At 68.0% G+C, this 23,805-nt stretch carries 26 protein-coding genes and 1 pseudogene; 11 read left to right on the top strand and 16 right to left on the bottom strand.

Going from position 1 to position 23,805, the window contains the following annotated elements:
* The 8 genes and pseudogenes from OXR60_RS08765 to OXR60_RS08730 form a co-directional block, all read right to left on the bottom strand.
* Positions 1-622: pseudogene (locus tag OXR60_RS08765) on the bottom strand (hypothetical protein); the annotation flags it as partial.
* A 37-nt stretch (positions 623-659) separates the two neighbouring features.
* Positions 660-1,079 (bottom strand): hypothetical protein, encoded by a 420-nt coding sequence (locus OXR60_RS08760; protein WP_267395495.1) that lies wholly within the window; start codon positions 1,077-1,079, stop codon positions 660-662.
* Positions 1,072-2,400, bottom strand: coding sequence for a FliI/YscN family ATPase (locus OXR60_RS08755; RefSeq protein WP_267395494.1), 1,329 nt, complete (start codon positions 2,398-2,400; stop codon positions 1,072-1,074). The genes OXR60_RS08760 and OXR60_RS08755 overlap by 8 nt, the downstream gene beginning before the upstream one ends.
* The gene (locus OXR60_RS08750) at positions 2,394-3,107 is read right to left on the bottom strand and encodes a FliH/SctL family protein (RefSeq protein WP_267395493.1); all 714 of its coding nucleotides are present in this window, start codon (positions 3,105-3,107) and stop codon (positions 2,394-2,396) included. Before OXR60_RS08750 ends, OXR60_RS08755 begins: the two co-directional genes overlap by 7 nt.
* Complete coding sequence (fliG, locus tag OXR60_RS08745; protein ID WP_267395492.1) at positions 3,100-4,113, bottom strand: flagellar motor switch protein FliG; 1,014 nt, start codon at positions 4,111-4,113, stop codon at positions 3,100-3,102. The genes OXR60_RS08750 and fliG overlap by 8 nt, the downstream gene beginning before the upstream one ends.
* Positions 4,110-5,798, bottom strand: a complete 1,689-nt coding sequence (gene fliF, locus OXR60_RS08740) for a flagellar basal-body MS-ring/collar protein FliF (RefSeq protein ID WP_267395491.1) — start codon at positions 5,796-5,798, stop codon at positions 4,110-4,112. Before fliF ends, fliG begins: the two co-directional genes overlap by 4 nt.
* A gap of 1 nt (position 5,799) precedes the next feature.
* Positions 5,800-6,168 carry a flagellar hook-basal body complex protein FliE gene (gene fliE, locus OXR60_RS08735; RefSeq protein ID WP_267395490.1) on the bottom strand — a complete coding sequence of 123 codons (369 nt, stop codon included), beginning with the start codon at positions 6,166-6,168 and terminating at the stop codon, positions 5,800-5,802.
* Positions 6,165-7,481 (bottom strand): sigma 54-interacting transcriptional regulator, encoded by a 1,317-nt coding sequence (locus OXR60_RS08730; RefSeq protein WP_267395489.1) that lies wholly within the window; start codon positions 7,479-7,481, stop codon positions 6,165-6,167. The genes fliE and OXR60_RS08730 overlap by 4 nt, the downstream gene beginning before the upstream one ends.
* Positions 7,482-7,765: 284 nt before the next feature.
* On the opposite strand from OXR60_RS08730, the gene OXR60_RS08725 reads away from it, so the two are divergent.
* Complete coding sequence (locus OXR60_RS08725; protein ID WP_267395487.1) at positions 7,766-8,812, top strand: flagellin; 1,047 nt, start codon at positions 7,766-7,768, stop codon at positions 8,810-8,812.
* Between the two features lie 499 nt (positions 8,813-9,311).
* Here OXR60_RS08725 and fliA read toward each other — a convergent pair whose 3' ends face one another.
* From fliA to OXR60_RS08685, 8 genes are all read right to left on the bottom strand, one after another.
* Complete coding sequence (fliA, locus tag OXR60_RS08720; protein ID WP_267395485.1) at positions 9,312-10,088, bottom strand: RNA polymerase sigma factor FliA; 777 nt, start codon at positions 10,086-10,088, stop codon at positions 9,312-9,314.
* A complete protein-coding gene (gene flhA / locus OXR60_RS08715; protein WP_267395483.1) occupies positions 10,085-12,154 on the bottom strand; it encodes a flagellar biosynthesis protein FlhA in 2,070 nt (689 codons plus the stop codon). The genes fliA and flhA overlap by 4 nt, the downstream gene beginning before the upstream one ends.
* Entirely contained in the window at positions 12,151-13,008 is an 858-nt protein-coding gene (locus OXR60_RS08710) for a lytic transglycosylase domain-containing protein (protein WP_267395481.1), read from the bottom strand. Before OXR60_RS08710 ends, flhA begins: the two co-directional genes overlap by 4 nt.
* A gap of 178 nt (positions 13,009-13,186) precedes the next feature.
* Complete coding sequence (locus OXR60_RS08705) at positions 13,187-13,501, bottom strand: flagellar protein FlgN (protein WP_267395480.1); 315 nt, start codon at positions 13,499-13,501, stop codon at positions 13,187-13,189.
* A complete protein-coding gene (flgM, locus tag OXR60_RS08700; protein WP_267395479.1) occupies positions 13,494-13,799 on the bottom strand; it encodes a flagellar biosynthesis anti-sigma factor FlgM in 306 nt (101 codons plus the stop codon). The genes OXR60_RS08705 and flgM overlap by 8 nt, the downstream gene beginning before the upstream one ends.
* A 113-nt stretch (positions 13,800-13,912) precedes the next feature.
* Positions 13,913-14,428, bottom strand: a complete 516-nt coding sequence (locus tag OXR60_RS08695; protein WP_267395478.1) for a flagella basal body P-ring formation protein FlgA — start codon at positions 14,426-14,428, stop codon at positions 13,913-13,915.
* Positions 14,425-14,958 carry a flagellar motor protein MotB gene (locus OXR60_RS08690; RefSeq protein ID WP_267395477.1) on the bottom strand — a complete coding sequence of 178 codons (534 nt, stop codon included), beginning with the start codon at positions 14,956-14,958 and terminating at the stop codon, positions 14,425-14,427. Before OXR60_RS08690 ends, OXR60_RS08695 begins: the two co-directional genes overlap by 4 nt.
* Positions 14,940-15,596 (bottom strand): MotA/TolQ/ExbB proton channel family protein, encoded by a 657-nt coding sequence (locus tag OXR60_RS08685; protein WP_267395476.1) that lies wholly within the window; start codon positions 15,594-15,596, stop codon positions 14,940-14,942. Before OXR60_RS08685 ends, OXR60_RS08690 begins: the two co-directional genes overlap by 19 nt.
* Before the next feature lie 384 nt (positions 15,597-15,980).
* On the opposite strand from OXR60_RS08685, the gene flgB reads away from it, so the two are divergent.
* From flgB to flgK, 10 genes are read left to right on the top strand one after another with little or no spacing between them, the layout of a single operon-like run.
* Positions 15,981-16,328, top strand: a complete 348-nt coding sequence (gene flgB / locus OXR60_RS08680; protein WP_267395497.1) for a flagellar basal body rod protein FlgB — start codon at positions 15,981-15,983, stop codon at positions 16,326-16,328.
* A gap of 3 nt (positions 16,329-16,331) precedes the next feature.
* On the top strand, positions 16,332-16,739 hold the full coding sequence (gene flgC / locus OXR60_RS08675; protein WP_267395474.1) for a flagellar basal body rod protein FlgC: 408 nt from the start codon (positions 16,332-16,334) through the stop codon (positions 16,737-16,739).
* A 2-nt stretch (positions 16,740-16,741) separates the two neighbouring features.
* On the top strand, positions 16,742-17,434 hold the full coding sequence (locus tag OXR60_RS08670) for a flagellar hook capping FlgD N-terminal domain-containing protein (RefSeq protein WP_267395473.1): 693 nt from the start codon (positions 16,742-16,744) through the stop codon (positions 17,432-17,434).
* Positions 17,435-17,463: 29 nt separating this feature from the next.
* A complete protein-coding gene (locus OXR60_RS08665) occupies positions 17,464-18,750 on the top strand; it encodes a flagellar hook protein FlgE (RefSeq protein ID WP_267395472.1) in 1,287 nt (428 codons plus the stop codon).
* A 26-nt stretch (positions 18,751-18,776) separates the two neighbouring features.
* The gene (gene flgF / locus OXR60_RS08660) at positions 18,777-19,529 is read left to right on the top strand and encodes a flagellar basal body rod protein FlgF (protein ID WP_267395471.1); all 753 of its coding nucleotides are present in this window, start codon (positions 18,777-18,779) and stop codon (positions 19,527-19,529) included.
* A 12-nt stretch (positions 19,530-19,541) separates the two neighbouring features.
* On the top strand, positions 19,542-20,330 hold the full coding sequence (gene flgG / locus OXR60_RS08655; RefSeq protein ID WP_267395469.1) for a flagellar basal-body rod protein FlgG: 789 nt from the start codon (positions 19,542-19,544) through the stop codon (positions 20,328-20,330).
* A gap of 8 nt (positions 20,331-20,338) precedes the next feature.
* Entirely contained in the window at positions 20,339-21,025 is a 687-nt protein-coding gene (locus tag OXR60_RS08650; protein ID WP_267395468.1) for a flagellar basal body L-ring protein FlgH, read from the top strand.
* An 11-nt stretch (positions 21,026-21,036) separates the two neighbouring features.
* Positions 21,037-22,128, top strand: a complete 1,092-nt coding sequence (locus OXR60_RS08645) for a flagellar basal body P-ring protein FlgI (RefSeq protein ID WP_267395467.1) — start codon at positions 21,037-21,039, stop codon at positions 22,126-22,128.
* The gene (locus OXR60_RS08640; RefSeq protein ID WP_267395466.1) at positions 22,125-22,466 is read left to right on the top strand and encodes a rod-binding protein; all 342 of its coding nucleotides are present in this window, start codon (positions 22,125-22,127) and stop codon (positions 22,464-22,466) included. Before OXR60_RS08645 ends, OXR60_RS08640 begins: the two co-directional genes overlap by 4 nt.
* Positions 22,463-23,800: a flagellar hook-associated protein FlgK gene (gene flgK, locus OXR60_RS08635; protein WP_267395465.1), complete on the top strand. Its 1,338-nt coding sequence runs from the start codon at positions 22,463-22,465 to the stop codon at positions 23,798-23,800. Before OXR60_RS08640 ends, flgK begins: the two co-directional genes overlap by 4 nt.
* Positions 23,801-23,805 lie beyond the last annotated feature (5 nt).

Here is a 23,805-nt window from a genome sequence, read left to right as displayed (position 1 = left end):
CGGCGCGGCGCGCCTTGCCGGATCGGCCTTTCGTCCCCGCCGGGGCGTCGACGGTCTGCTCCGGCGGCGTCGCGACCGTGGCGTCGGCGGTCGTCTGCGCCGGCAGGGGGGCGATGGGCGTGACCGGCGCCGCGACGATGATGGGTGTCGGCGTCGGTAGCGACGGGTCGGTCTGCGCGTATTCGGACTGCGTGTCGTCCTCGGGGCCCGGGGCAGGCTGTTCGCCGGCGCCCGGCGCTGGCTTGCCGCGAAACCGGGCGCCAGGATCGACGGCTGGCTTGCCGGGCACGGCCGTGTCGGCAAGGCGCACCGGCATGGTCGGCTGATCGTCGACCGGCACGGCCACTGCCATCGGGGCGGGCACCGCGATGTTGACCGCGGGAAGCCAGGCGAGCGCGGGATCGAGCGTCGCCGCCTCGGTCGGCAAGATCTTGCCGCCCGCGGCAGCATCCTGCCCGGCGACGGCCATGGCAGCCGCAGGGTCGGCGTTCGCGGTGTCGGCGGTGGGCAGCGCGGTGATCGCCAGCAAGGACAGGGAGAACAGATCGCCGCCCGCGCCCGATACCCCTGCCGCCGGCTGGCCCGCGAGGGTGGGGGTGATGGCAGTGGCGGCGTTGATCATGCGGCTTCTCACGTGGAACGGACTGTTCGTCCGTCACTCAGCAAGGATCGTGCCGTTTGCTCCGGGCGGGTGGCGCTTCTTCCAGCTTGCGCATGTCCTTGAGCGCGATCTGGGCGCGGGCACGGTCGATCAGTTTCTCCACCGCGGTCTGGTCGCGCTTGGCGGCGCGGGTCGCCTCAGCGGCGCGGCTGACGAAGACCTCGGCGTTGAGCACGCGATTCTGCGCCGCGGCGGCGGACTGGTGGAGACGCTCGCGGAAATGCGCGGCTGCACCGAGTGACGCGCCGAGCGCGTTTTCGGGGGTCGGCGAGACGGCATCGGCGAGCGCGCCGATGCGCTGGGCAAGCGTCGCTTCGCTGGCGAACTTCTCGCGCGCGCGCGCCTCGTCGGCATGCTTGAGGTTGAGCTGGAGCGTGCGGACGCGGTGGATCCGCGCCAGCTTCTTCGGATCAGCCACCGAACACGCCGGTCAGCTCGGCGACCGAATCGGCCAGCGAGACATTCTGGTCGGCATCCTGCTTGATATATTCCATCACCGCGGGATGCGCGGCGATCGCATTGTCGATCTGCGGATCGGCGCCGGCGCGATAGGCGCCCATCAGCACCAGGTCGCGGTTTTCCTCATAGGTGGCGAGATGGCGGCGCAGCACGCGCGCGGCCTGGAGATGCTCGTAATCGGCGATGTCGGTCATCACACGGCTGACCGAGGGGCCGATGTCGATCGCCGGATAGACGCCGCGCTCGGCAAGGTGGCGGTTGAGCACGATATGGCCATCAAGGATCGAGCGGGCGGAATCGACCACGGGATCGTTGCCGTCGTCGCCGTCGGCGAGCACGGTGTAGATCGCGGTGATCGAGCCGCCGGTGCGCACGTCGGTGCCGGCGCGCTCGATGAGGTTGGGCAGCATCGCGATCGCGCTCGGCGGATAGCCGCGCGCCGAGGCGGGCTCGCCGAGCGCAAGGCCGATCTCGCGGCCGGCATGGGCGACGCGGGTGAGCGAATCCATGATCAGCAGCACCTTCTTGCCCTCGTCGCGAAAGGCTTCGGCGATCGCGGTGGCGCGCAGCGCGCCGCGGATGCGCAGCACCGGCGAATGGTTGGCGGGCACGGCGACCACCACCGAGCGCTGACGCGCGGCGCCGGCGACCTTGGTCTCGAGGAAATCGGCCACCTCGCGGCTGCGCTCGCCGATCAGCCCGATGACGATGACATCGGCCTTGGCGGCGCGGACCATCATGCCGAGCAGCACCGACTTGCCGACGCCCGAGCCGGCCATGATGCCGACGCGCTGGCCCTGGCCGATGGTGAGCAGGCCGTTGATCGCGCGCACGCCGACATCCATCGGCTCGAGCACGCGGCCGCGATCGAGCGGCGACTGGAGCTTGCCCGCGAGCGGCCATTTTGCAGCGCCGCGTATCGGGCCGAGGCCGTCGATCGGCTTGCCGGCGCCGTCGACGACGCGGCCAAGTAACGCCGCGCCGACCTCGGCCTCGCCGGGAGGGCCGACCGGGCGGACCGGCGCGTTGGGGAGCAGGGCGGCGGGGCCGCCGAGGTTCATCATCAGCGTGCGGCCGTTGCGGAAGCCGATCACCTCGGCCTCCACCTTGGCGTCATGGTCGCCACCGATCTGGCATACGGTGCCGACCGGGAGCGACAGCCCCACCGCTTCCATCAGCAGGCCGTCATAGGACGACAGCCGCCCCGATACCTTGGGGCTGGGGCGGAACTGGGCGGCGCCGAGCGTCTCCAGATAATCGGCGGTGAAGCGGTTCAGCATGCGCTCGGCACCGGGATCCGGTCGATCACCTGGGCGAGCTGGTCGAGCCACAGCGCCGGGCCGTCCTCCACCACCGTCGAGGCACTCTCGAGCACGAAGCTGCCGCGCGAGATCGTCGCATCGCCGGCGGCGAAGATCGATTTGGGCAGGCCGCTCTCGATCATGGGCACATCGGCCGGGTTGAGGCGGAGCAGCGCGGATTCGCTCGATTCCGCGAGCAGTTCGGCGGCTGCCTCGATCCGGCTGGTCAGCCATTCGGGCGAGACGCCGACCTCGCCGACCAATTGCGCGACCAGGAACATCACGGTCTGGCGCAACTGCCCGGCGATCCGCTCGCGATCGAGCTGGTGGCCGTTGGCGAGCGCGGCGGTGAGCTCGGTCAGCAGCGCCCGATCACGATCGCCGGTCTCGCGCGCCGCGGCGGCGGCGGCGGCCAGCCCTTCGGCATAGCCGGCGGCATGCGCGGTCTCGACCGGGTTGATGAAGCTGCTCGGCTCCGCTTCGGCATCGAGCGGGTCCCAGCCCTCGGTGGGCCTGGTTGCCGGATCGGCGGGGCTGAAGTGGCGCGGGCGGGCCGCGGCGGGCTCGCGCGCCTCGCGCGTCCAGGTCTCGCGCGCGGCAAAGCCCATCGGCGGCGCGAACGCGGCCTGAAGGATGTGCGCCGCGGTGTCGTGGCGAGCGGCGAAGCCGGCGACGAACTCAGACATAATCGTCGTCGCCTGCGCCCATCACGATGGTGCCGTCCTTGGCGAGGTTGCGCGCGATGCCGATCATCGCCTTCTGCGCTTCAAGCACCTCGGCGAGCTTCATCGGCCCGCGCGCCTCCATCTCGTCGCGGATGCCGTCGGCAGCGCGCGCGGACATGCAGCCGAGGAAGCGGCTGCGCGCCGTCTCGTCCACGCCCTTGAGCGCGCGCGACAGGATGTCGCCGTCGACGTTGCGAATGAGCGTGCCAAGGTTCTTGTCGTCCATGTCGAGCAGATTGTCGAAGACGAACATCGCCTCCTCGATCGCCTTGGCGACATCCTTGTCGATCTTGAACAGCTTGGGCATCACCCGCTGTTCGGTCGCCTTGCGCGCGCCCTGCAGGATCTTGGCGGCCTCGCGCGTGCCGCCGAGCAGCACGCTCGCCGATGACGAGCCGCCGCCGCGGCGGTTGGCGAGCATGGTGCGCAGCGTCTCGACGGCCTCGGGGTTGATCGGGCCGAGCCGGGCGATGCGGTGGAGAATATCGGGCTGGATCGCGTCGGGCAGCAGCTCGAGCACCTGGCCACCGATCGCGGGATCGAGGTTGGCGATCAGCACCGCGGCGATCTGCGGATGCTCCTTCTCGACCATCGCGGCGATCTCGGGCGCCTCCATCCAGTCGAGCAGCTCGAGCTCGCAGGCGGCCTCGGCCGGAGTGATGCGCGCGAGCACGCTGTCGGCTTTTTCCGGCCCGAGCGCGCGGTGCATTACCGCCTCGATCTTAGGGCGGGGATCGAAGCTGATCCCGGTGCGCTCGCGGGCGCGGCCGACGAAATCGTCGAGCACGTCCTCCACTTCCTGTTCGGAGACATCGGCGACCGCGAACATCGCGGTGCCGAGCTGGCGGACTTCCTCGGGCTCGAGCTTCTGGAGGATGGCGGCAGCCTCCTCCTCGCCGACGAGCATCATCAGTACCGCGGCGCGCTCGACGCCGGTGTAGGTACGGGGAGCAACGGCGGTGCTCACTTGGCTTCGGCCTTGATCATGTCGCGGACCGCCAGGGCGGCACGCGCCGGATTGTCACGGGTGAAGCCGCGAACCGCGCCGATGCGCTCATCGGTGCCGCGGCTCTGCTCGAGGCGATCGAGGCTGACCGGGTCGGCGACGGTGATGCCGTCGGTGTTGGCGAGCGCGCCATCGGCGCCGCCGATCGGGGCGCCGAGCACCGGATTGGCATCGTCGCGCTTCTTCATCAGCCCCTTGGCGAGCGGGCGGACACCGAGCAGCAGCACCAGCAAGGCGATGACGATCGCGGTAGCGTTGCGGGCGAGCACCGGCAGCCAGGCATTGTCATACCATTTCGGCCCACCGGCGACGTCGGCCGAGGCATCGGCGAACTTGCGGCTGATCACGGTGACTTGGTCCTGGCGGGCCTGGTCGAAGCCGACCGCGCTCTTCACCAGATCGGTGATCTGGTTGATCTCCATCGCGGTGCGCCGGGTCTTGTCGGGATCGCGGAGCAACACCGCGACCGACAGGCGCTTGATGGCGCCGGGCGCGTTTCGCGTCACCGACACTTCCTTGCCGAGATCATAAGCGCGCTGGAACGCGTCGGACTGCTTGGCCGCATTCGGTGCAGCACCGCCGGCGACCGGCTGCGGATCGGTGCCGGGTGCCGCACCGCTGGCGCCGTTGGCGGCCTGCGGGGTCTGCAGCTGGCTGGCGGGCGGCGGCGTGTTGGAGAGCGCACCGGGGATGCCACCGGGCGCCGCGGCGGCGGTAGCGGCCTGATTACCGGTCCAGTTGCCGGTCTCGGCGCGCAGCGCGCCCTGCTTCTCGTAGCTCTCGCGGGTCGCCTGGGTCTCGTCGAGATTGACGTCGGCCTGCACCTCGGTGGTGAAATTGCCCGCGCCGACCAGCGGCGTGAGCAGCTGGATCAGCTGCTGGCGATACTTGTCCTCGACGTGACGCTGCACCTCGAGCCGCTGGTCGCCCGCGGGATCGCCGTTGCCGCCGGGCTTCGACAGCAACGCGCCGAGCTGGTCCACTACGGTGACGCCCTCGGGCTTCATGCCCGGCACCGACGACGCGGTGAGGTTGATGATCGACTGGACCTGCGCGGCGCTCAGCGAGCGGCCACCCTGCAGCTTCAGCACCACGGAGGCGGACGGCGCGGCATTGTCGCGCACGAACACCGATGCCTCGGGCATGGCGAGGTGGACGCGTGCCTCGGCGACCGCGTCGATCTCCTCGATCGAGCGGGCGAGTTCGGTCTCGCGGGCCTGGCGAAGGCGCTCGCCCTCGACGGCGCGGCTGACACCCATGGGGAGCGAATCGAGGATCGCGTAGCCGCCGGGCGCCGCCTTGGGCAGGCCCTGGCCGGCGAGCAGCATCCGCGCCTTGTTGAAATCGTCCTCGTTGACGGTCAGCGAGCCGGTACCGTCGTCGATGTGGCTGGCGATGCTCGCCTGGGTCAGCGCGGAGGTGACCGCCTGCTTGTCGGCATCGGTAAGGCCGGTGAACAGCGTCTTCTGCGTCGGCGTGGCGAGCATCATCCAGGCGAGCGCGGCGGCGCCGATCAGTCCGACGAGCAGCGTCATCGGCAGCGCGCGGCGCACCGCGGGCTGCGCGAGCATGCCCTTGATCTGGAGCAAAGGGTTGGCGAACTTCTCGGGCAGCGCCGACGTGGTGGTGGCGAGGGCGGTGTTCATATCAGACCGGCATGCTCATGATGTCCTTATAGGCGGACAGGAGTTTGTTGCGGACCTGCAGCGTGGCTTCGAAGCCCACCGAGGCCTGTTGGCGCGCGAGCATCACCTTGGCGATGTCCACGGTCTCGCCGCGTTCGTAGCTTTCCGACAGCGTGGAGGCCTGGTTCTGGGTCTCGTTGACCCCCTTCAGCGCGTCCTGCATCGTGTCGGCGAAGCTGACCGGCTTGGCCGCGCTCGTGGCGGCGGCGCTGTCGACCGACCCGCTCGCGCTGGCGCGGCTCAGCGCCTGGTTGCGCTCCAGGATCTGCGAGCGCATCGCCATCACCCGGTCGATGCTCATCGCACCGCCGATCCCTGCGACGCCGCTCATGCCCGGGCCGCCATGTTGGTGCGGGCGAGATCCTCACCCTGTTCGCGTGCCTTGGCGAGCCGGTAGCGCAAGGTGCGCTCCGAAATGCCGAGCCGCTTGGCAGTTTCGATCCGGCTGCCGCCGCAGGCGGCGAGGGTTTCACGGATCGCCTGGAATTCGCTCATCTGCACGACGTTACCGAGTGTTGCCGTATCGGCGGGGAGGAACACCGGCGGCGGCGCCGGCGCGTTGATCGCGACAACGGGGGCCTCGGTGCGCTGGAAGGTGAAGCTGATCGGGCGATCGAACACGATATGGGCAAGCTCGATGGTGTCGCCGCCGGCGAACAGCAGCGCGCGCTGGATCACATTCTCGAGCTCGCGGACGTTGCCGGGCCAATCATAATCGACCAGCGCCTGCACTGCCTCGGCGGTCGGCCACGGCACCACCGCGCGATTGCCGGCGTGGCGCAGGATCATCGTCGCGGCGAGCGCGGGAATGTCCTGGGTGCGCTCGGCGAGCGGCTTGGTGGACAGCGGGAACACCGACAGGCGGTAATAAAGATCGGCGCGGAACCGGCCCGCGGCCACCTCGGCCTGGAGATCGCGGTTGGCGCAGGCGACGACGCGGACGTCGATCGACTGGGGCACCGAGGCGCCGATCGGCACCACTTCGCGCTCCTGGAGGACGCGCAGCAGCTTGGCCTGCAGCTGCAGCGGCATCTCGGCGATCTCGTCGAGCAGGATGGTGCCGCCGTCCGCCGCGCGGAAGAAGCCTTCGCCGCCGCTCGAGGCGCCGGTGAACGCGCCCTTCTGGTGGCCGAACAGCAAGGCCTCGAGCATCGTCTCGGGCAAAGCGGCGCAGTTGATGGCGATGAACGGGCCATCCTTGCGCGCCGAATTGTTGTGGATCGCGCGCGCCAGCACTTCCTTGCCGGTGCCGGTGGGGCCGTTGATCAATACCGTAATGTCCGCCTGCGCGACCCGTTCGGCGAGCGCGAGCAGCGCCAGGCTCTCGGGATCGGCAGCGGTGGGCTGGTTGGGGCCGGCGACGAGCGCGCGAGCGAAGCCATTGCCGACCGCAGCGTCTGCCGGGCCGAACGCGATTCGCGCGGGATTTCCGTTGCTTGACGGCACAATGTAGCGGCCATCCTCGCCGATGATCACCGTTCGCGCCGGGGCGGGCGGGGCCTCGCCTTCGGCGATCAGAAACAGATCAGCCGGTCCAGGCTGGACCGATTCGAAGGAACCAATGCCGAAACCCTGAGCCCGGAGGCTCGAGAGCAGCGCGTATTTGCGGGAAGTGACTGCAGCAGAAGGAAAAATCGAGCGCATTGGTTACCCCCAAGGACAGGCTCTCAATGCGGCAAGTTCGGTTAAAGCCCTGTTAAAATCGGTTGCAGGCGGCAAAACTTTTCCGGGTGCGTCCGCGCGCGCGTTACGCGCCAGCGGCCTGCGCTTGCGCGCGTACGCGTACGCGTAGGAGGGGGCTGGGGAAGGGATCCGGAGGCTGCGATATTTTCGCTAAAGCCGCCCCGTAACCGGCCGTTACTCCATTTGACGGCTCGGCCCTCCGCTCTGGGGGCGGCGGTGAAGCCGTAGCAAATGGAGATATTCTCATGACTGTCATCGGTACCAACGTCGCCGCACTTCGCTCGTCGAATGCTTCCACCGCAGCCAACAGCCAGCTGTCCACCGCGATGGAGCGCCTGTCGACCGGCAAGCGCATCAACAACGCGTCGGACGATGCCGCCGGCCTCGCCATCTCGTCGTCGATGACGGCGTCGATCAAGGGCATGACCCAGGCGATCCGCAACGCCAACGACGGCATCGCCCTCGCCCAGACCGCCGACGGCGCGCTCGACGAAGCCAGCAACATCCTGCAGCGGATGCGCGAACTCTCGGTCCAGTCGGCTTCGGGCACCTACCAGGACACCGACCGCGCCAACATGCAGGTCGAGGTCAAGGAGCTCAAGCAGCAGCTCGTCAGCATCATGGGCTCGCAGTTCAACGGTGTCGACCTGTTCAAGTCGACCGACAACGTCATCAACATCCAGACCGGTGCGGACTCGACCGACAAGGTGGGGCTCAAGATCAGCGGGCTCAACCTGACCAACGTCAGCGGCTCTGCGGCCACCGCCACCACCACCACGGGTCAGCTCGGCACCGCGCTGCTCGCGGGTGATCCGAAGGTCGGCACCACCCACGTGATTTCCGCCGAGGACGTCGCCTACGGTGCCCAGATCAAGGGCACCGGCACGACCCAGGCGGATGCCACCACGGCTCAGATCGGCACCACGGTGACGCTGGCGGCCGGTGACCAGGTGTATGAGGAAGCGGCCACGACGGGCACCGCCACGGGCGGCATCGACATAGGCAGCAAGGCTGGTGCGGAAGCGGCGATGGGCCTGCTCGACACCGCGCTCCAGGCCGTGGCTACCACCCGCGCCTCGATCGGCGCCGGCGAAAGCCGCCTGCAGTCGGCGGTCAACTCGCTGACCACCAACGTCACCAACCTGACGGACGCCAAGAGCCGGATCGAGGACGCCGACTTCTCGACCGAGACCACGGCGCTCGCCAAGGCCCAGATCCTGAGCCAGGCCTCCACCGCGATGCTGGCCCAGGCCAACCAGAGCCAGCAGGGCGTCCTCAAGCTCCTCCAGTAACCGCGTATCGGCGCCGGCACCGGCCCCCCAAGAGGGTGCCGGCGCCGACCGGGTCCTTTCGCGAGAAAGGGCACCATTACCCCGGTGGCTCCATGCCACCGGGGTTTTTGGCGTTGGCGGATGGAGGTCACGCCCGCGGCGATACGGATCGTTGGCGACCAGCAGGTCCGGCGGCCCACGCCGTCATTCCAGCGGAAGCTGGGATCTGCCCGCAAGGGTGGGATAACGCTACGGCAAGACCTCAGCTTTCGCTGAGGTGACGGTACAGCCGGCGGCCGATAACTAGTCGAGGTGATCAAGCCTTCATCGGCCGGCGGCCAAGCGAACACTGGTTCGTGCTCATGGTTCGTTCGATGGCGAGACTCAGCTCGGCAAGGCGCATTGCGACGTATCCTCGACGCACGCGGCCGGCCTTATAGCTGGACATGAAAAACCCAGGCCGCCGACATCTCGGCGACCTGGGTCCTGCATGCTGCGCGTGGAACCGCGTGCGGCGGCGCTACACCTTCTTCGCGAGCGCCCGCTTGAGCTTGGCGTGCGCGGCCGCCTTGATCTGGCAAACCCGCGCGGCGCCGATGTCGAGCACCTGGCCGATCTCCTCGAGGTTGAGCTCCTCGACATAATAGAGCTGGATCACCATCGCCTCGCGCTCGGGCAGGCCGGAGATTGCGGCGATCAGCGTGTCGCGCAGGTCGCTGGTGGCGAGTTGCTCGAAGGCGTCGGGGGTGTCGTCGGCGAACCAGGGGAGATCGTCCTGGTAAACATCGTCGATCGATTCGAAGCGCACCGCCGCGGCGGTCTCGTAATCGGCGCGCAGCTTGTCGACGCTGATACCCAGATGCTCGGCGATCATGGCTTCTCCCGGGGCATGCCCCGTCTGTGCGGTGAGGGTGGAAACGGCGGCGGCATACTGCCGGCGGCGGCGCATCGCGCCGCGGGTGGTGGTTGCCTGGCGGCGCAGCTCGTCGATCATCGCGCCGCGCAGCCGGGTCTGCAGATAGGCGCGGAACTGCGCGCCCTGTTCGGCAGCCTGGCCTGCGGCCTCGACCAGCGCGACGAGACCGACCTGGACGAGATCCTCGACCTCGATCAGGCTGCTCATCGAGCCATGGACATGCCAGGCGATGCGCCGCACCAGCGGCAGATGCTGGCGGACCAGCGCCTCGGTGTTGGCGGCGGCGCGGCGCGGCGAATAGGTCAGCGGCTGCTCCGGCACGAGGTGCGCGGGCGCGGGCTGCGCGCTTGCGAACATCTGCTTCATCGGTTCGGCGCTCATGCGGCGAGCGCCTGCGGCGCGCCGATCACGGCGACCACCTCGACGGCCTTCTCTTCAGGCACCTCGAAGAAGGACAGCACCGGCGTATCGGGCAGGCAGGTCTTGACCAGCTTGCGGATGGCGAGGCGGATCGCGGGCTGGACGACCAACGCGAACGGCTTGGCCTCGGCGATCAGCGGCTGAGCCGCCTGCTGCAGGGCATCGACGATGCGGCGTCCGAGATCGGGCTCGATCACGTGGCGGCGCGAGCTGTCGGCGCGCGCGGCCTGGCCGAGCAGCCCCTCGAGCTGGCCTTCCAGAGTCATCACCCGCAGCGGCTCGCGCACGCCGCACAGCTTCTGGATGATCAGCGGGCCGAGCTCGGGACGGATCAGCTCGATGATCTCCTCGGCATCCTGGGTGCGATAGGCGGCGACCGAGATGGCGCCGGCGATACGACGGAACTCCTTCAACGGGATGTTCTCCGCGAGCAGGCCTTTGAGGACCTGGGTGAGGGTGGTGAGCGACAGCGGCTGCGGGGTCAGCGAGGCGACCAGCTGGCCGGCGCGTTCCTTGAGGCCGTCGAGCAGCGCCTGGACCTCATCGGGGCCGAGCAGCTCGCTCGCGCTCTGGCCGAGCAGGTGGTTGAGGTGGGTCGCCATCACCGTGCCGGCGTCGACGACGAGGAAGCCCGCGCCGGTCGCGGCGTCGGCATCGCCCGACGGGATCCAGGTGGCGTCGAGCCCGAAGGTCGGGTCCTTGGCCTTCTTGCCGTGGAGCGCACCGTAGGCCTGGCCGGTATCGAGCGCGAGCATCTCGTCGGGCGATACCTGGTCCTCGCCGACGCAGACGCCGTTGACCATGATCCGATAGGTGAAGGGGGCAAGGTTGATGTCGTCGCGCACCCGGCACTGCGGCACAACGAAGCCCAATTCTTTGGAGAGCTGGCGACGCACGCCGGTGATCCGGCCCATCAGCGGCGCGCCGCGGCGCTCGTCGACCAGCGGCACCAGGCCATAGCCGATGTCGAGGTTGACCTGCATGCCGTCGTTGACCTCTTCCCAGCCGATCCGCGACGGATCGACCGGCTCGGCGGCGACCGCCTCGACGGTGGCGATGACCGGGCGGCGCTCGATCTGGCGCAGCTTCCAGGCGGCAAAACCGGCGATGGCGGCGGCGGGCAGGATGATGAAATGCGGCATGCCGGGCAGGATGCCGAGCAGCCCGAGGATCACCGCCACCGGGGTCCAGGTGCGCGGAGATCCGAACTGGCCGCCGATCTGGCCGGCGAGATCCTTGTCGGAACTCACCCGGGTGACGATCGCGGCGGCGGCGATCGACAGCATCAGCGAGGGCAGCTGCGCGACCAGCGCGTCGCCGATCGCGAGCAGGATGTAGCTCTTGGCGGCGGCGGCGATGGTCATGCCATGGCTGACCGGGCCGAGGATCAGCCCGCCGACGACGTTGGCGGCGAGGATCAGCATCGCGGCGACCGCGTCGCCCTTCACGAACTTCGACGAACCATCCATCGAGCCGTAGAAATCGGCCTCGGTGGAGACCTCGACGCGGCGCTTCTTGGCGTCGTCGGGGGTGATCAGGCCGGCGTTGAGATCGGCGTCGATCGCCATCTGCTTGCCGGGCAGCGCATCGAGGGTGAAGCGCGCCGAGACTTCGGAGACGCGCCCGGCGCCCTTGGTGACGACGATCAGGTTGATGATCATCAGGATCGCGAACACGAAGATGCCGACGACATAATCGCCGCCGATCAGGAAGGTGCCGAACGCCTCGATGACATGGCCGGCGGCGCTCTCGCCTTCATGGCCATGGACCAGCACAATGCGGGTCGACGCCACGTTGAGGCCGAGGCGGAACAGGGTCGCGAACAGCAGCACCGTCGGGAAGGCCGAGAAATCGAGCGGCTTCTGCGCATTGAGCGCGACCATGAGCACGGCAAGGCTGATCGCAATGTTGGCGACGAAGAACACGTCGAGCAGCATCTTGGGGATCGGCACGACCATGACGACGACGAGCAGCAGGATGGCAAGCGGCAGCGCGGCCTGGCGGCCGCTGGCGAAGAGCTTGTTCACTTGATGTTGGCTCCCATGCTCGCGAGCATCATGTAGGCGAGCCGGGCGTTGTTCGGCGTCGGACGAAGAAGGTTGGTTGCGGCCTGATTGCCCTTGGCCCCGAAGCGGCTCATCGCCGTCGTCGCCCAGGCGAGGGCATCGGCGGCGCTCTCGTTGCCGCCGGTGACGACGGTGGAGCCGTCCATGTTGAGCGATTGGGCGGCGAAGGACAGGTTGGCGGCGCGCGTTTCGGAGACGCTGCTGGCCGCCGCGCCGAGCTTGTCGCTGAACTTGTCGTAGATGTCGGCAAGCGAGCGCTGCTGGCCACCCGCGGTGTAGAAGATACCGCGGTTGGCGTTCGCCGCGCCGGGGAACAGCGAGGCGGCGCCGGCCTGCGGATTGCTCTGCATCGCCGACAGGAACTTCTTGGCGCCGCCGAGGCCGAGGAAGTGCGCCATGTAGAGGTCGGTGCCGGTCGCGGCGCGACCAAGCGTGCCCTCGAGCGCGTCCTTATTGTCCGAGGCGTGCTCGGCGGCCATCATCGAGGCGGCGCCGGGATCGTTGCGCAGCGCGAGGATGGCGCTGCGGGTGCCGCTGTCGCCGACGGTGTAGCGGCCGCCCGAGGTCTGGCCGATGCTGTCGGCAGCCCAGCCGAGGCCATGCTCGGCGCCATGCTTCTTGACTACCGCCAGCCAGCTCTGCTCGACGAACTGGTACAGGCCCGAGGCCGAGGAGGTGCCGGCCTTGGCATTGGCGTTAAGCCCACTCTCCACCTTGGCCTGGCCGAGCAGATAGTCGAAGTCGACGCCGGTCTTGCTGCTGGCAAGAGCAATCGCGGACTGGACCCGGCTGGCAGAAATGGCGTTGACGGTCATGCCGGCTATATCAGCAAGAGCCGTGCCAAGTCGTGGAATTGCCGGGGTTTGCCGGTGGTTGCCGGCAAGTTGCCGGGCCATTGCCGGTTTGCCGGCAACGCCCGGACGGCCAGGCCCTCAGCGAGCCGGCAATCCTAGCCGGCAACGATCCCGGCAGTCGCGGCCGTCACAATCGCGGTCAGGCGTAGGCCTTCACCAGCATCGGGCGGAAGCCGGCAGCGGCATCGCCGGTCAAGGTTTGCAGGCGGCGGCGAACATTTGCCGCCATCAGATTGACGTAGATCCGGCAGGTCTCGTTGAGGCGGTTGGCCTCTTCGGCCAATTCGCGGATCTCGGGGCCGGCGGGGCCGGTGCCGAGCGAGGCGATCGCCTCTATGCCGCTCAGCTTGTCACGCGTCGCGCGCTCGAGGCCGTTGACGTCATTGGCCTTGAGCGCGTCGATTTCCGCGTGGAGGGCGTCGATCACCCGGATCAGCGCGTCGCGTCTATTCATGGCCGTCCCAGTTCATGCTGAGCGCGATCAGCCGGTCGGCGATGGTTGCCGGCAGGATCGGAAAAGAGCCGTTGGCGATCGCCTTTTTGATCTCGGCGACTCGATCCGAATTGACTGGCGGCTCGGCGGCCAGCGCCTTGGCGATCCCGCTCAGCTGGATATCCGCCGCGACGCTGGTCGGCGTCGAACCCTGCTCGCCCTGCTGGACCACGGTCTCCACGACCGGCGTGGCCGCAGGCGCGGCGACGCGCGTGACGCTTCCACTTCCACTGAGCAATGAGCCGATCGATTCCACCATGTCCGCACCTTTTTGTTCTGGCTGACATGAGCATAAACGGTCGCCTTCTGGGCAAGTTTAGAAAAAAAGATTCCGCACGGTGCAGGCCGTAATGCCCGCAAGGCGGCGGGAAATCAGTCGGCCCAGCCCGGCAAGGTCGCGTGGCCGGTCTCGACGGCGATTGCTTGCACGGGATTCTTGGCGTCATCCACCTTGACCATGAAGCGGCCGCCGGGCGGTGCATCGCCCATCGCCACGCCTTCGCGGCTGATCGAGAAACCTTCGGATCCCGCCTCGATCACCACCGGATCGCCGCGGCGGATCACCGGCAGCGCCTTGGGCTGGGCGATCACCGCCAGCGGCGCGGCGGCCGTCGGCGGGGTGGCCGGGCGCATCACCGGCACGAAGATGCGCCAGCTTGGCCCCGCGCACGACACCACCACCGCGTCATGCGCCTCGGTGCGCCACGACAGTGATATCGTCGGACAGGTGGCGAGCCGCAGCCGCGGATCGATCGGGGTACGAGCCCCGCCTTCGGCGCCGACCGGCTTGCTGGTGAAGGCGGTCACCGCGCGGTCGAGCCCGGCGGTGTCCTGAAAGCTGTTCACGGTGCCCGCACCGGCGAGCAGGAGAGTGAGGGCGAAGATCATGGCGCTTCCTTGGTCTCGCCGGCGAAGGCGAGGGTGACCATCGCGGCGCGGCGGCCGGGACGGGTGGCGGTGGTGATGACGATGCGGCGCGGGGCCACGGCAACGAGCACGGCGGCTACCGCACGCGCGCGGTCGGCGGCGAGGATGGCGGCGCTGGCGGTGGCGCGATCGACATCGGCGGCCGAGCCGTCGACCGAGCCAGTGATGGTAAGGCTGACCCGAGGATCACGGACGGCCTCGCGCGCCCAGGCGATCAGGGCCGCCGGATCCTCCGGCAGCGCGGCCGAGCCGGGCGCGAAATCGAGCATGCCCGCCGCCATCACCGGGATCGGTGCCGCCGCTTCGGCGGCGGTTGCGAAGCGCTGGCGCAGGCTAGCGGCGAGCGCGCGCGGGTCGCTGTGCTGGCCGGCCTGGAGCAGGACGAAGAAGCCGACCAGCAGCAGCGCCAGATCGGCGAGCGTGATCAGCCACAAGGGCTTGCCCGGGGCGGGCGAGGGATAGCCGCTCTCGTTCATGCGACGCTCTGCCACGGGCGGCGGATCGCCTCACGCGGGGTTTCGCGCAGCGCGAGGGCGACGAGTGGCGCCTCGATCCGGGTGCGCTCGAACGCCTCGACGCGGCCGGCCGCGCGCAGGCGGTTGCACACCGGCATCAGCAGCAGGTTGGCAAACAGCGCACCATATAGAGTTGCGAGCAGCGCGATCGCCATCGCCGCACCGATCGCGCGCGGATCGTTCATCGTCGCGAACATCGTGGCAAGGCCCACCAGCGTGCCGACCATGCCCATCGCCGGCGCGGCCTCGGCGGCGCCGGACCATACATCGGCGGCGGCGACATGGCGCTCGATGCGGGCGCGGCGGCGATGCTGGAGCAGCGCCTCGACGTCACTGGCGCTGGCGCCATCGACGATCAGCGCGACCGCGGCGGCAATGTCGGGATCGGCATTCACCACGCGGTCAAGCGCGACCACGCCATGGCGCTTGGCGATCCGCGCCTGCGCGGTGATCTGGTCGAGCAGCGGCTCGGCACTGAACGGCTTACGGCCGAGCGTGCGCAGCGCGCGCAGCGCGCGACCGAGATCACGCGAGGGCGTCCGCAGCATGGTGGCAACGGCCGTGCCGCCACCGACGATGGCGAGCGCAAGCGGGTCGAAGAGCTGAGCGATCATCATGCGCGGGTACACAGCAAGTAACGGGCCAGTTTACCAACCGGGAGGTGAGAGGTGGCGAGGAGGTTCCGGGTAGCTGTGCAGAAAGGCCTTCCCAATGGGCGCATCCCCACAACCGTCATCCAGCGAAAGCTGGGATCTCATGGAGGCGCACGAGGCATATATAGCGGGCCTGCACCCATAACTTGCCGCCCACCGGCAGCCATCTTGCCGCTCTCCGGCAGCGCTTGCCGCCGACCGGCAACGGCTTGCCGCTTTCGCTGCCGGCGACCTGCCGCCGCGCCGGAATCCACAAAAATCGAAGTTCTCTGCCTCAGGAATCGAAAACTGGCACGGCGGTTGCTTAGTCTCGGTTGCGCAATGGTGCGCTGGAGATTGGGGCCGATGGCCGCAGATAGCTTGTTCGGGGTTCACGGGGCCGCACTGGAAGTACGCTCGCAGCGTATGGGTGTGCTCGCGTCGAACATCGCCAACGCTTCCACCCCCGGGTTCAAGGCCCGCGACATCGATTTCAAGCAGGCGCTCGCGTCGGCCGAAAACGATGGCGGCGATCAGGGGATCAGCGCTGCGACCAAATATCGCGTGCCGCTGCAGACCTCGATGGATGGCAACACCGTCGAGCTCAACGAGGAGCAGACCGCCTTCGCCGAGAACGCCGTCCAGTATCAGACGACGCTGTCGTTCCTGAACGGGCGCATCGGCCAGATCAGCCGCGCGCTGAAGGGCGAATAAGTCATGGCCGATCCGATGAACATCTTCCAGGTCGCCGGCCGCGCGATGAGCGCGCAGCTGCTGCGGATGAACACCACCGCGTCCAACCTCGCCAATGTCGGCGGCACCGCCGGCTCGGCGGATGCCGCCTACAAGACGATGAAGCCGGTGTTCCGCACCAGCTTCGATGCCGCCAGCGGGCTCTCCACCGTCGATGTCGAGAAGATCGTCACCGCCGGCGAGGCGCCCACCAAGCGCTACGACCCGTCCAATCCGATGGCGGACAAAGACGGCAATATCTACGAGGCCGCCGTCGACGAGAGCCGTGAGCTCGTCGACATGATGGAGACGGCCCGCTCCTACCAGAACAACGTCGAGGTGATGAACACTGCCAAGCAGCTCACCATCGATACCCTCAAGCTGGGCCGCTGATCATGACCGATATCACAAGCACCACCGATTATGCCGCACTGGGCATCAAGACCACCGCGTCGGCCGCCGCCGCCAACGTCTCGACCACCGGCACCAAGACCACGCTCGACCAGAGCGACTTCCTGCAGCTGATGACCGCGCAGCTCAAGAACCAGGATCCGTTCGCGCCGGTCGATAACACCCAGATGGTCGCGCAGATGGCGCAGATGTCGAGCACCGCCGGCATCAGCGCGATGAACGCGACGCTCACCGGCATCGCCACCAAGCTCGGCACCACCAGCGCATCGGACGCGATGAACTATGTCGGCAAGACCGTGCTTACCGCAGGCAAGACCGCTTATGAGCGCACCAGCGGCGGCATTGCCGGCGCGGTCGAGCTCGGCGCCGCCGCCACCGACGTCCAGGTGACGATCGCGGACAGCACCGGCAACGTCGTCAAGACCATCCAGCTCGGCAAGCAGGATGCCGGGACCGCCACCTATGACTGGGATGGCAAGGATGACGCCGGCAACACCGTGGATGGCGGTCCCTACACCGTCACCGCCGATGCCGCCAACGGCTCCAAGACCGTCACCGCGACCAACCTGGTCTGGGCGCCGGTCGAATCCGCCTCGTTGCCTGCCAACGGTACCCCGACCCTCAACGTCACCGGCCTCGGCTCGGTCGATCCCTCCGCGATCCGCTCGGTCGCCTAACCCACCCCTTCGTCCCAGGAGCTACCCCGATGTCCTTCTACACCTCGCTGTCCGGCCTCCAGGCCTCGCAAACCGATATGTCGACGATCAGCCACAATCTGGCCAACGTCTCCACCACCGGCTTCAAGAAGAGCCGCACCGACTTTGCCGACGTGATCGCCTCGAGCGTCTCGACCGATCCGCGCAAGATGGTCGGCTCGGGCGTGGTCGTGAAGTCGACGACCCAGCAATTCGCCGAGGGTAACCTCACCACCACCAGCAACGCGCTCGACCTCGCGCTGGTCGGCGAGGGCTTCTTCACCATGAAGACCACCGGTGTCTCGGACTCGACCACCTATACCCGCAACGGCAGCTTCTCGGTCGATTCCAACAACAACGTCGTCGATGCCCAGGGCAGCTATCTGATGGTCTATCCGGTCGACAGCGACGGCAACGTCACCGCTACCGGTTCGGACGGCCTCACCAACCTGCAGATCCAGCAGACCAGCGGCACGCCCAAGGCGACCGCCGATGTCGCCACCGCGGTGCAGATGTCGTCGACCTCGACCGTCAAGGGCGCCAGCACCTTTGATCGCACCGACACGACGACTTACAACAACTCGGTCGCGACCCGCATCTACGATGCCAACGGCAACCCGATGACGATGACCAACTATTACGTGCGCACCGCCGGCGGCGATGCCGCCGCGACGCCGCCGACCACCGGTACCTGGAACGTCTACACCTATGTCGGCGACCAGCAGATGACCCCCAAGGGCCAGACCACGCCCGGCCCGGTCACGCTGACCTTCGACAACAAGGGCGCGCTCGCCTCGCCGGCTGGCTCGTCGATCGACTTCGAGCAGTTCGTGCCGACCTCGGGCGCCGCGGCGCAGAACCTGTCGCTCAACCTCGCCAACTCCACCCAGCTGTCGTCGGCCTTCTCGGTCAACTCGAAGAGCCAGGACGGCGTTGCCGTCGGCCAGCTCGCCGGCGTCACCGTCACCGATGCCGGCCTGATCCAGGCGAGCTTCTCCAACGGCGACGTGGTGCCGCTCGGCAAGGTCGCGCTGGCCAAGTTCTCGACGCCCTCGGGCCTGCGCCAGATCGGCAACAGCTATTGGGCCGCCACGGGCGTGTCGGGCACCGCGGTGCTCGGCTCGGCGAGCGCGGACGGCTTCGGTTCGCTGATGTCGGGCACCATCGAGGGCTCGAACGTCGACATCACCGAAGAGCTGGTCAACCTGATCGCAGCACAGCGCAACTTCCAGGCGAACGCCAAGGCGCTGGATACCGCGAGCCAGGTCTCGCAGACCATCTTCAACATCCGCAACTGATCACCAGCGGCGGCGCGGAGGCTTAGATGGACAAGTTGGTCTATACGGCGGCGACGGGGCTGCGGGCGCACATGGCGGCGCAGGCAGCGATCGCCAACAACATGGCGAACGTGTCCACCACCGGCTTTCGCGCCGACCGCGTGATGTTCGACCGGATCGAGCTGAAGGGCGGCGGCACCCAGCTGGAGGCACGCATGCCCACCAGCGAAGAGGTCACCGACGCCGATCGCAACCCCGGCACGATCCAGACCACCGGCCGCAGCCTCGATGTCGCCGTCACCGGTAACAACGACTGGCTCGCGGTGCAGGCGGCGGACGGCAGCGAGGCCTACACCCGCCGCGGGGACATGGAGGTCGCGCCCTCGGGCGTGCTCCAGACCGGCGACGGCTATATCGTCCAGGGCAGCGGCGGCCCGATCACCGTGCCCCCGCATGATTCCCTGACGATCGCCGGCGACGGCACCGTCACCATCGTCCCCCAGGGCGGTGATCCCAAGAACCCGCAGGTGCTCGACCGGCTCAAGCTGGTCAGCGCCAAGGGCACCGACACGGTGAAGGGGCTCGACAATCTGCTGCGCGTGCGCGGCGGCGGCACCCTGCCGGAGAATATGGACGCCACCGTCCAGGCGGGGGCGCTGGAAGGCTCCAACGTCAACATGACGCAAGCGCTGGTCGACATGATCGAAAACCAGCGCGGCTATGAGGTTCAGGCGAACCTCATGAAATCGGCCAAGGATATGGACGAGAGCAGCACCTCCGTGATGCGTCTCCCGAGCTAAGGAAAAGACACGATGTCCTCCTCCGCCATGCACATCGCGCGCACCGGGCTTGATGCTCAGGATACGCGCATGCGGGTCATCTCGAACAACCTCGCCAACGTCAACACGACGGGGTTCAAGAAGGATCGCGCCGCGTTCGAGACGCTGTCGTACCAGACGATCACCGCGCCCGGCGCGCAGTCGACGTCGGAGACGAAATACGCCACCGGGCTCAACCTCGGCACCGGCGTGCGCATCCAGGGCACCTCGCGGATCGATACCCAGGGTTCGCTCCAGCAGACCGGCAACAGCTTCGATCTCGCGCTCGACGGCGACGGCTATTTCCAGGTCCAGCTGCCCGGCGGCAACCTCGGCTACACCCGCGCCGGCAACTTCTCGCGCTCGCCGGAGGGCCTGATGGTCACCTCCGAGGGCTATCAGGTAATGCCCGGCATCACCGTGCCGACCAACGCCACCTCAGTGACGATCGGTACCGACGGTACCGTCACCGCGCAGATCCCGGGGCAGACCGAGGGCACCACGCTGGGCCAGATCCAGGTCGCGAGCTTCCCCAACCCCACCGGGTTGCAGTCGACCGGCGACAATTACCTCACCGAGACCGCGTCGAGCGGCGCCGCCAACCTCGGCATCGCCGGCGAGGATGGCCGCGGCCAGGTTCGCCAGGGCTCGCTCGAGGCGTCCAACGTCAACGTCGTCGAGGAGCTGGTCGACATGATCGAATGCCAGCGCGCCTATGAGGTCAATTCGAAGATGATCTCGGCAAGCGACGACATGCTCAAGAACCTGAACCAGAACCTGTGATCAGCACCATGCGCCTTGCCCTCTCGTTCCGTTCCGCGGCCGCTCTCGTGGGCCTGCTCGCTGTTGCCGCCCCGGCCGATGCCGGCGTGTTCGGCAAGAAGAAGCCGCCCGAGGATTTCACCGCGGTGCGCGCGCCGGCGGTGCCGGTGGCGGCGCCCGCCAACGGCTCGATCTTCCAGGTAAGCGACGGCTATGCCGCGCTCTACGAGGGCTGGCGCGCCCGCAAGGTAGGCGATCCGCTGACGATCGTGCTGGTGGAGCGCACCGCCGCGTCCAAGTCGGCAAGCTCCAAGCTTGATTCGTCGGGGTCGGGCAGCATCACCCCGCCCGCCACCGGCGCGCTCAGCCTGTTCAAGGGCACCGACGCCTCGATCAGCGGCGCGCGGAACTTCGATGGCAAGGGCGCGACCGACCAGGCGAATTCGCTCTCGGGCGAGGTCTCGGTCACCGTCGCCGAAGTCTATGCCAATGGCACCATGCTGGTGCAGGGCCAGAAGCGGGTGACGCTCAACCGCGGCGACGAGTTCGTCCGCATCAAGGGCATCGTCCGCACCGCCGATGTCGGCGCCGACAATCGCGTCCCCTCCACCCGGGTGGCGGACGCGCAGATTTCCTACACCGGCAAGGGCGATGTCGCCCGCGCGAGCCGCCAGGGCTGGCTCGGCCGCTTCTTCTCCGTCGTCAGCCCGTTTTGAGGCCCGCACCCATGCGCTTTCTCCTCTCGTTCCTCGCCGCGCTCGTGATCGCGAGCCCCGCGTCCGCCGACCGGATCAAGGATCTCGGCGGCTTCCAGGGCATCCGCGCCAACCAGCTCACCGGCTATGGCGTGGTTGTTGGCCTGCCCGGCACCGGCGACGACAATCTCGAATATACCGTCCAGTCGCTCAAAGCCGTCGCTTCGCGCTTCGGCCTGCAGCTGCCGGCATCGGCCAACCCGGGAATGAAGAACGCCGCGGTGGTGATGATCACCGCCGAGCTGCCGCCCTTCGCCAAGCCGGGTCAGCGGCTCGACATCACCGTCGCCTCGATGGGCAAGGCCAAGAGCCTGCGCGGCGGCAGTCTGGTGCTGAGCCCGCTGCTCGGCGCCGACAACCAGATCTACGCGATGGCGCAGGGCAACCTCGCGGTCGGCGGGCTCGGCGCCGAAGGCGCCGACGGCTCCAAGATCGTCGTCAACATTCCCTCCACCGGTCGCATTCCCGAAGGCGCCACCGTCGAGCGCGCGGTCGCGACCGGCTTCGACACCGCGCCGAACCTCACCTTCAACCTCGCCCGGGCCGATTTCACCACCGCGCAGAACGTCGCCACCGCGATCAACCAGAAGCTCGGCTTCGGCACCGCCCAGGCGGTGGACGCGGTATCGGTGGCGGTGCGCGCGCCGCAGGGCGCCGACGTCCGCGCGACGCTGATGAGCACGATCGAGAACCTCGATGTCACCTCCGCGGAGGCGCCGGCAAAAGTAATTGTAAATGCGCGCACCGGAACGGTCGTTATCAACAGTGCGGTGAGGGTGAGCCCCGCCGCGGTGACGCACGGCAAGCTGACCGTGCGCATCGATGAAAACCAGCGGGTCAGCCAGCCGGCGCCGTTCAGCCAGGGCAAGACCGCGGTGGAGCAGCGCTCCAACGTGTCTGTCGAGGAGGAGAAGAAACCGATGTTCCTGCTCAATCCCGGCCCCAAGCTGGCCGACGTGGTCAAGGCCGTGAACGCGATCGGTGCGTCGCCGGCCGATCTGGTCGCGATCCTCGAAGCCCTCAAGGAAGCAGGCGCGCTGCGCGCGGAGCTGATCGTCCTGTGAGCGACATCCCGGCCCTGGCGAGCGCGACTCCGGCGGTTCCGACCACCGGTATCTCGACCGATACCGCGCGCCTCAAGAGCGCCGACAACCTCAAAAAGGCCGGCCAGCAGTTCGAGGCGGTGTTCAACGGGATGATGCTCAAGAGCATGCGCCAGGCGAAACTGGCCGATCCGCTGTTCGATTCGAAGGCGCTGGATACCTTTTCCGAGATGCAGGATACCCGCCTCGCCCAGTCGATGGCGGAGCACACTCCAATCGGCATCGGCAAGGCGATGACCGATTTCCTGTCGAAATCTCAAGCTGATCTTAAGACAAATACGGCAGATCCGCCCAAATGAGCGACTTGCTCTCGATCGGCGCCTCGGGCGTCCGCGCCTATCAGACGGCGCTCTCCACCATCGGCGAGAATATCGCCAATGTGGGAACGACGGGCTATACCCGTCGCACCGTCAGCCTTTCCGAGGTGCCGGGCACCGGATCGATCAGCCAGTTCGGCGCCGGCAACGGCGTCCTCCTCTCGGCGGTCAACCGCTCGTCCGATACCTATGCGAGCACCGCGCTGCGCGCGACCACTGCCGATCTGTCGCGGACCACCAGCGGTGCGACCTGGCTCGATAAGATCCAGAGCGCGCTCACCGGCAACGAACTCACCACCCGCGTCACCTCCTTCTTCGCCTCGGCGCAGAGCCTCGCCGCGGAGCCCGATTCGTCGGCGCTGCGCACCGGCGTGGTCAGTGCCGCGCAGTCGGCCGCAGTCGCCTTCACTGCGACCGGCCAGGCATTCGACCAGATCAACGCCGACATGGATACCGCCGGCACCCAGGCGGCGACCGATCTCAATTCGCTCGGCGCCTCGCTCGCCCAGATCAACGACGGCCTCGGCCGCTCGTTGCCCGGCAGCACCGCTGCGGCGCAGCTGATGGACCAGCGCGACGTCATCCTCGGCCAGATGAGCCAGCTCGTCGACGTCAACGTCCAGACCGACACTTTCGGCCGGGTCACCGTCGGTATCGGCGGCGCTGCGGGCGATGCGTTCGTGAAAGGCAATCAGGCCGGCACCGTCAGCTATCAGCGCAACAATGACGGCACCGTCGGGTTCAACGTCGCCGTCAACGGCGTGGTCAACGTGCTCAGCCCCAACGGCGGCTCCACGGCGGGCATGATCGACGGCGCCCAGCGGGTTGCGACGATCCGCCAGAACCTCAACGACGTTGCCACCGATTTCGTCAGGACGGTCAACGACAATCAGGCGGCCGGCGACGATCAGACCGGCACGCAGGGCAAGGCGCTGTTCGCCGCCGGCACCTCGCCGACCGACATGTCGGTGCTGCTCACCAACGGCAGCGACATCGCCGCCGCGGCCACCGGCGGCGGCACGCGCGATGCGAGCAACCTCGCCAAGCTGCAGACGTCGCGGACGACCAAGGGCTATGAAGCCACGTTGACCGCGCTCGTCACCGACAATGCCACTGCCTACAAGCAGAAGAACACCATCGCCGATGCGCAGAGCGCGATCCGCGACGGCGCCGAGAGCACCCTGTCGTCCAAGACCGGCGTCAACCTGGATTCGGAGGCGGTCGATCTGATGCGCTTCCAGCAGGCGTATTCGGCCTCGAGCCGGATCATCCAGGTCGCCCGCGATACCTTCCAGTCGATCCTCGATATCAGGTAACGGCC

The organism is Sphingomonas sp. GC_Shp_5, from assembly GCF_026540855.1.
Classification (GTDB): Bacteria; Pseudomonadota; Alphaproteobacteria; order Sphingomonadales; family Sphingomonadaceae; genus Sphingomonas.
Note: the sequence above shows the minus strand (reverse complement) of the source record. Positions and strands in the feature narration are given on the sequence as shown.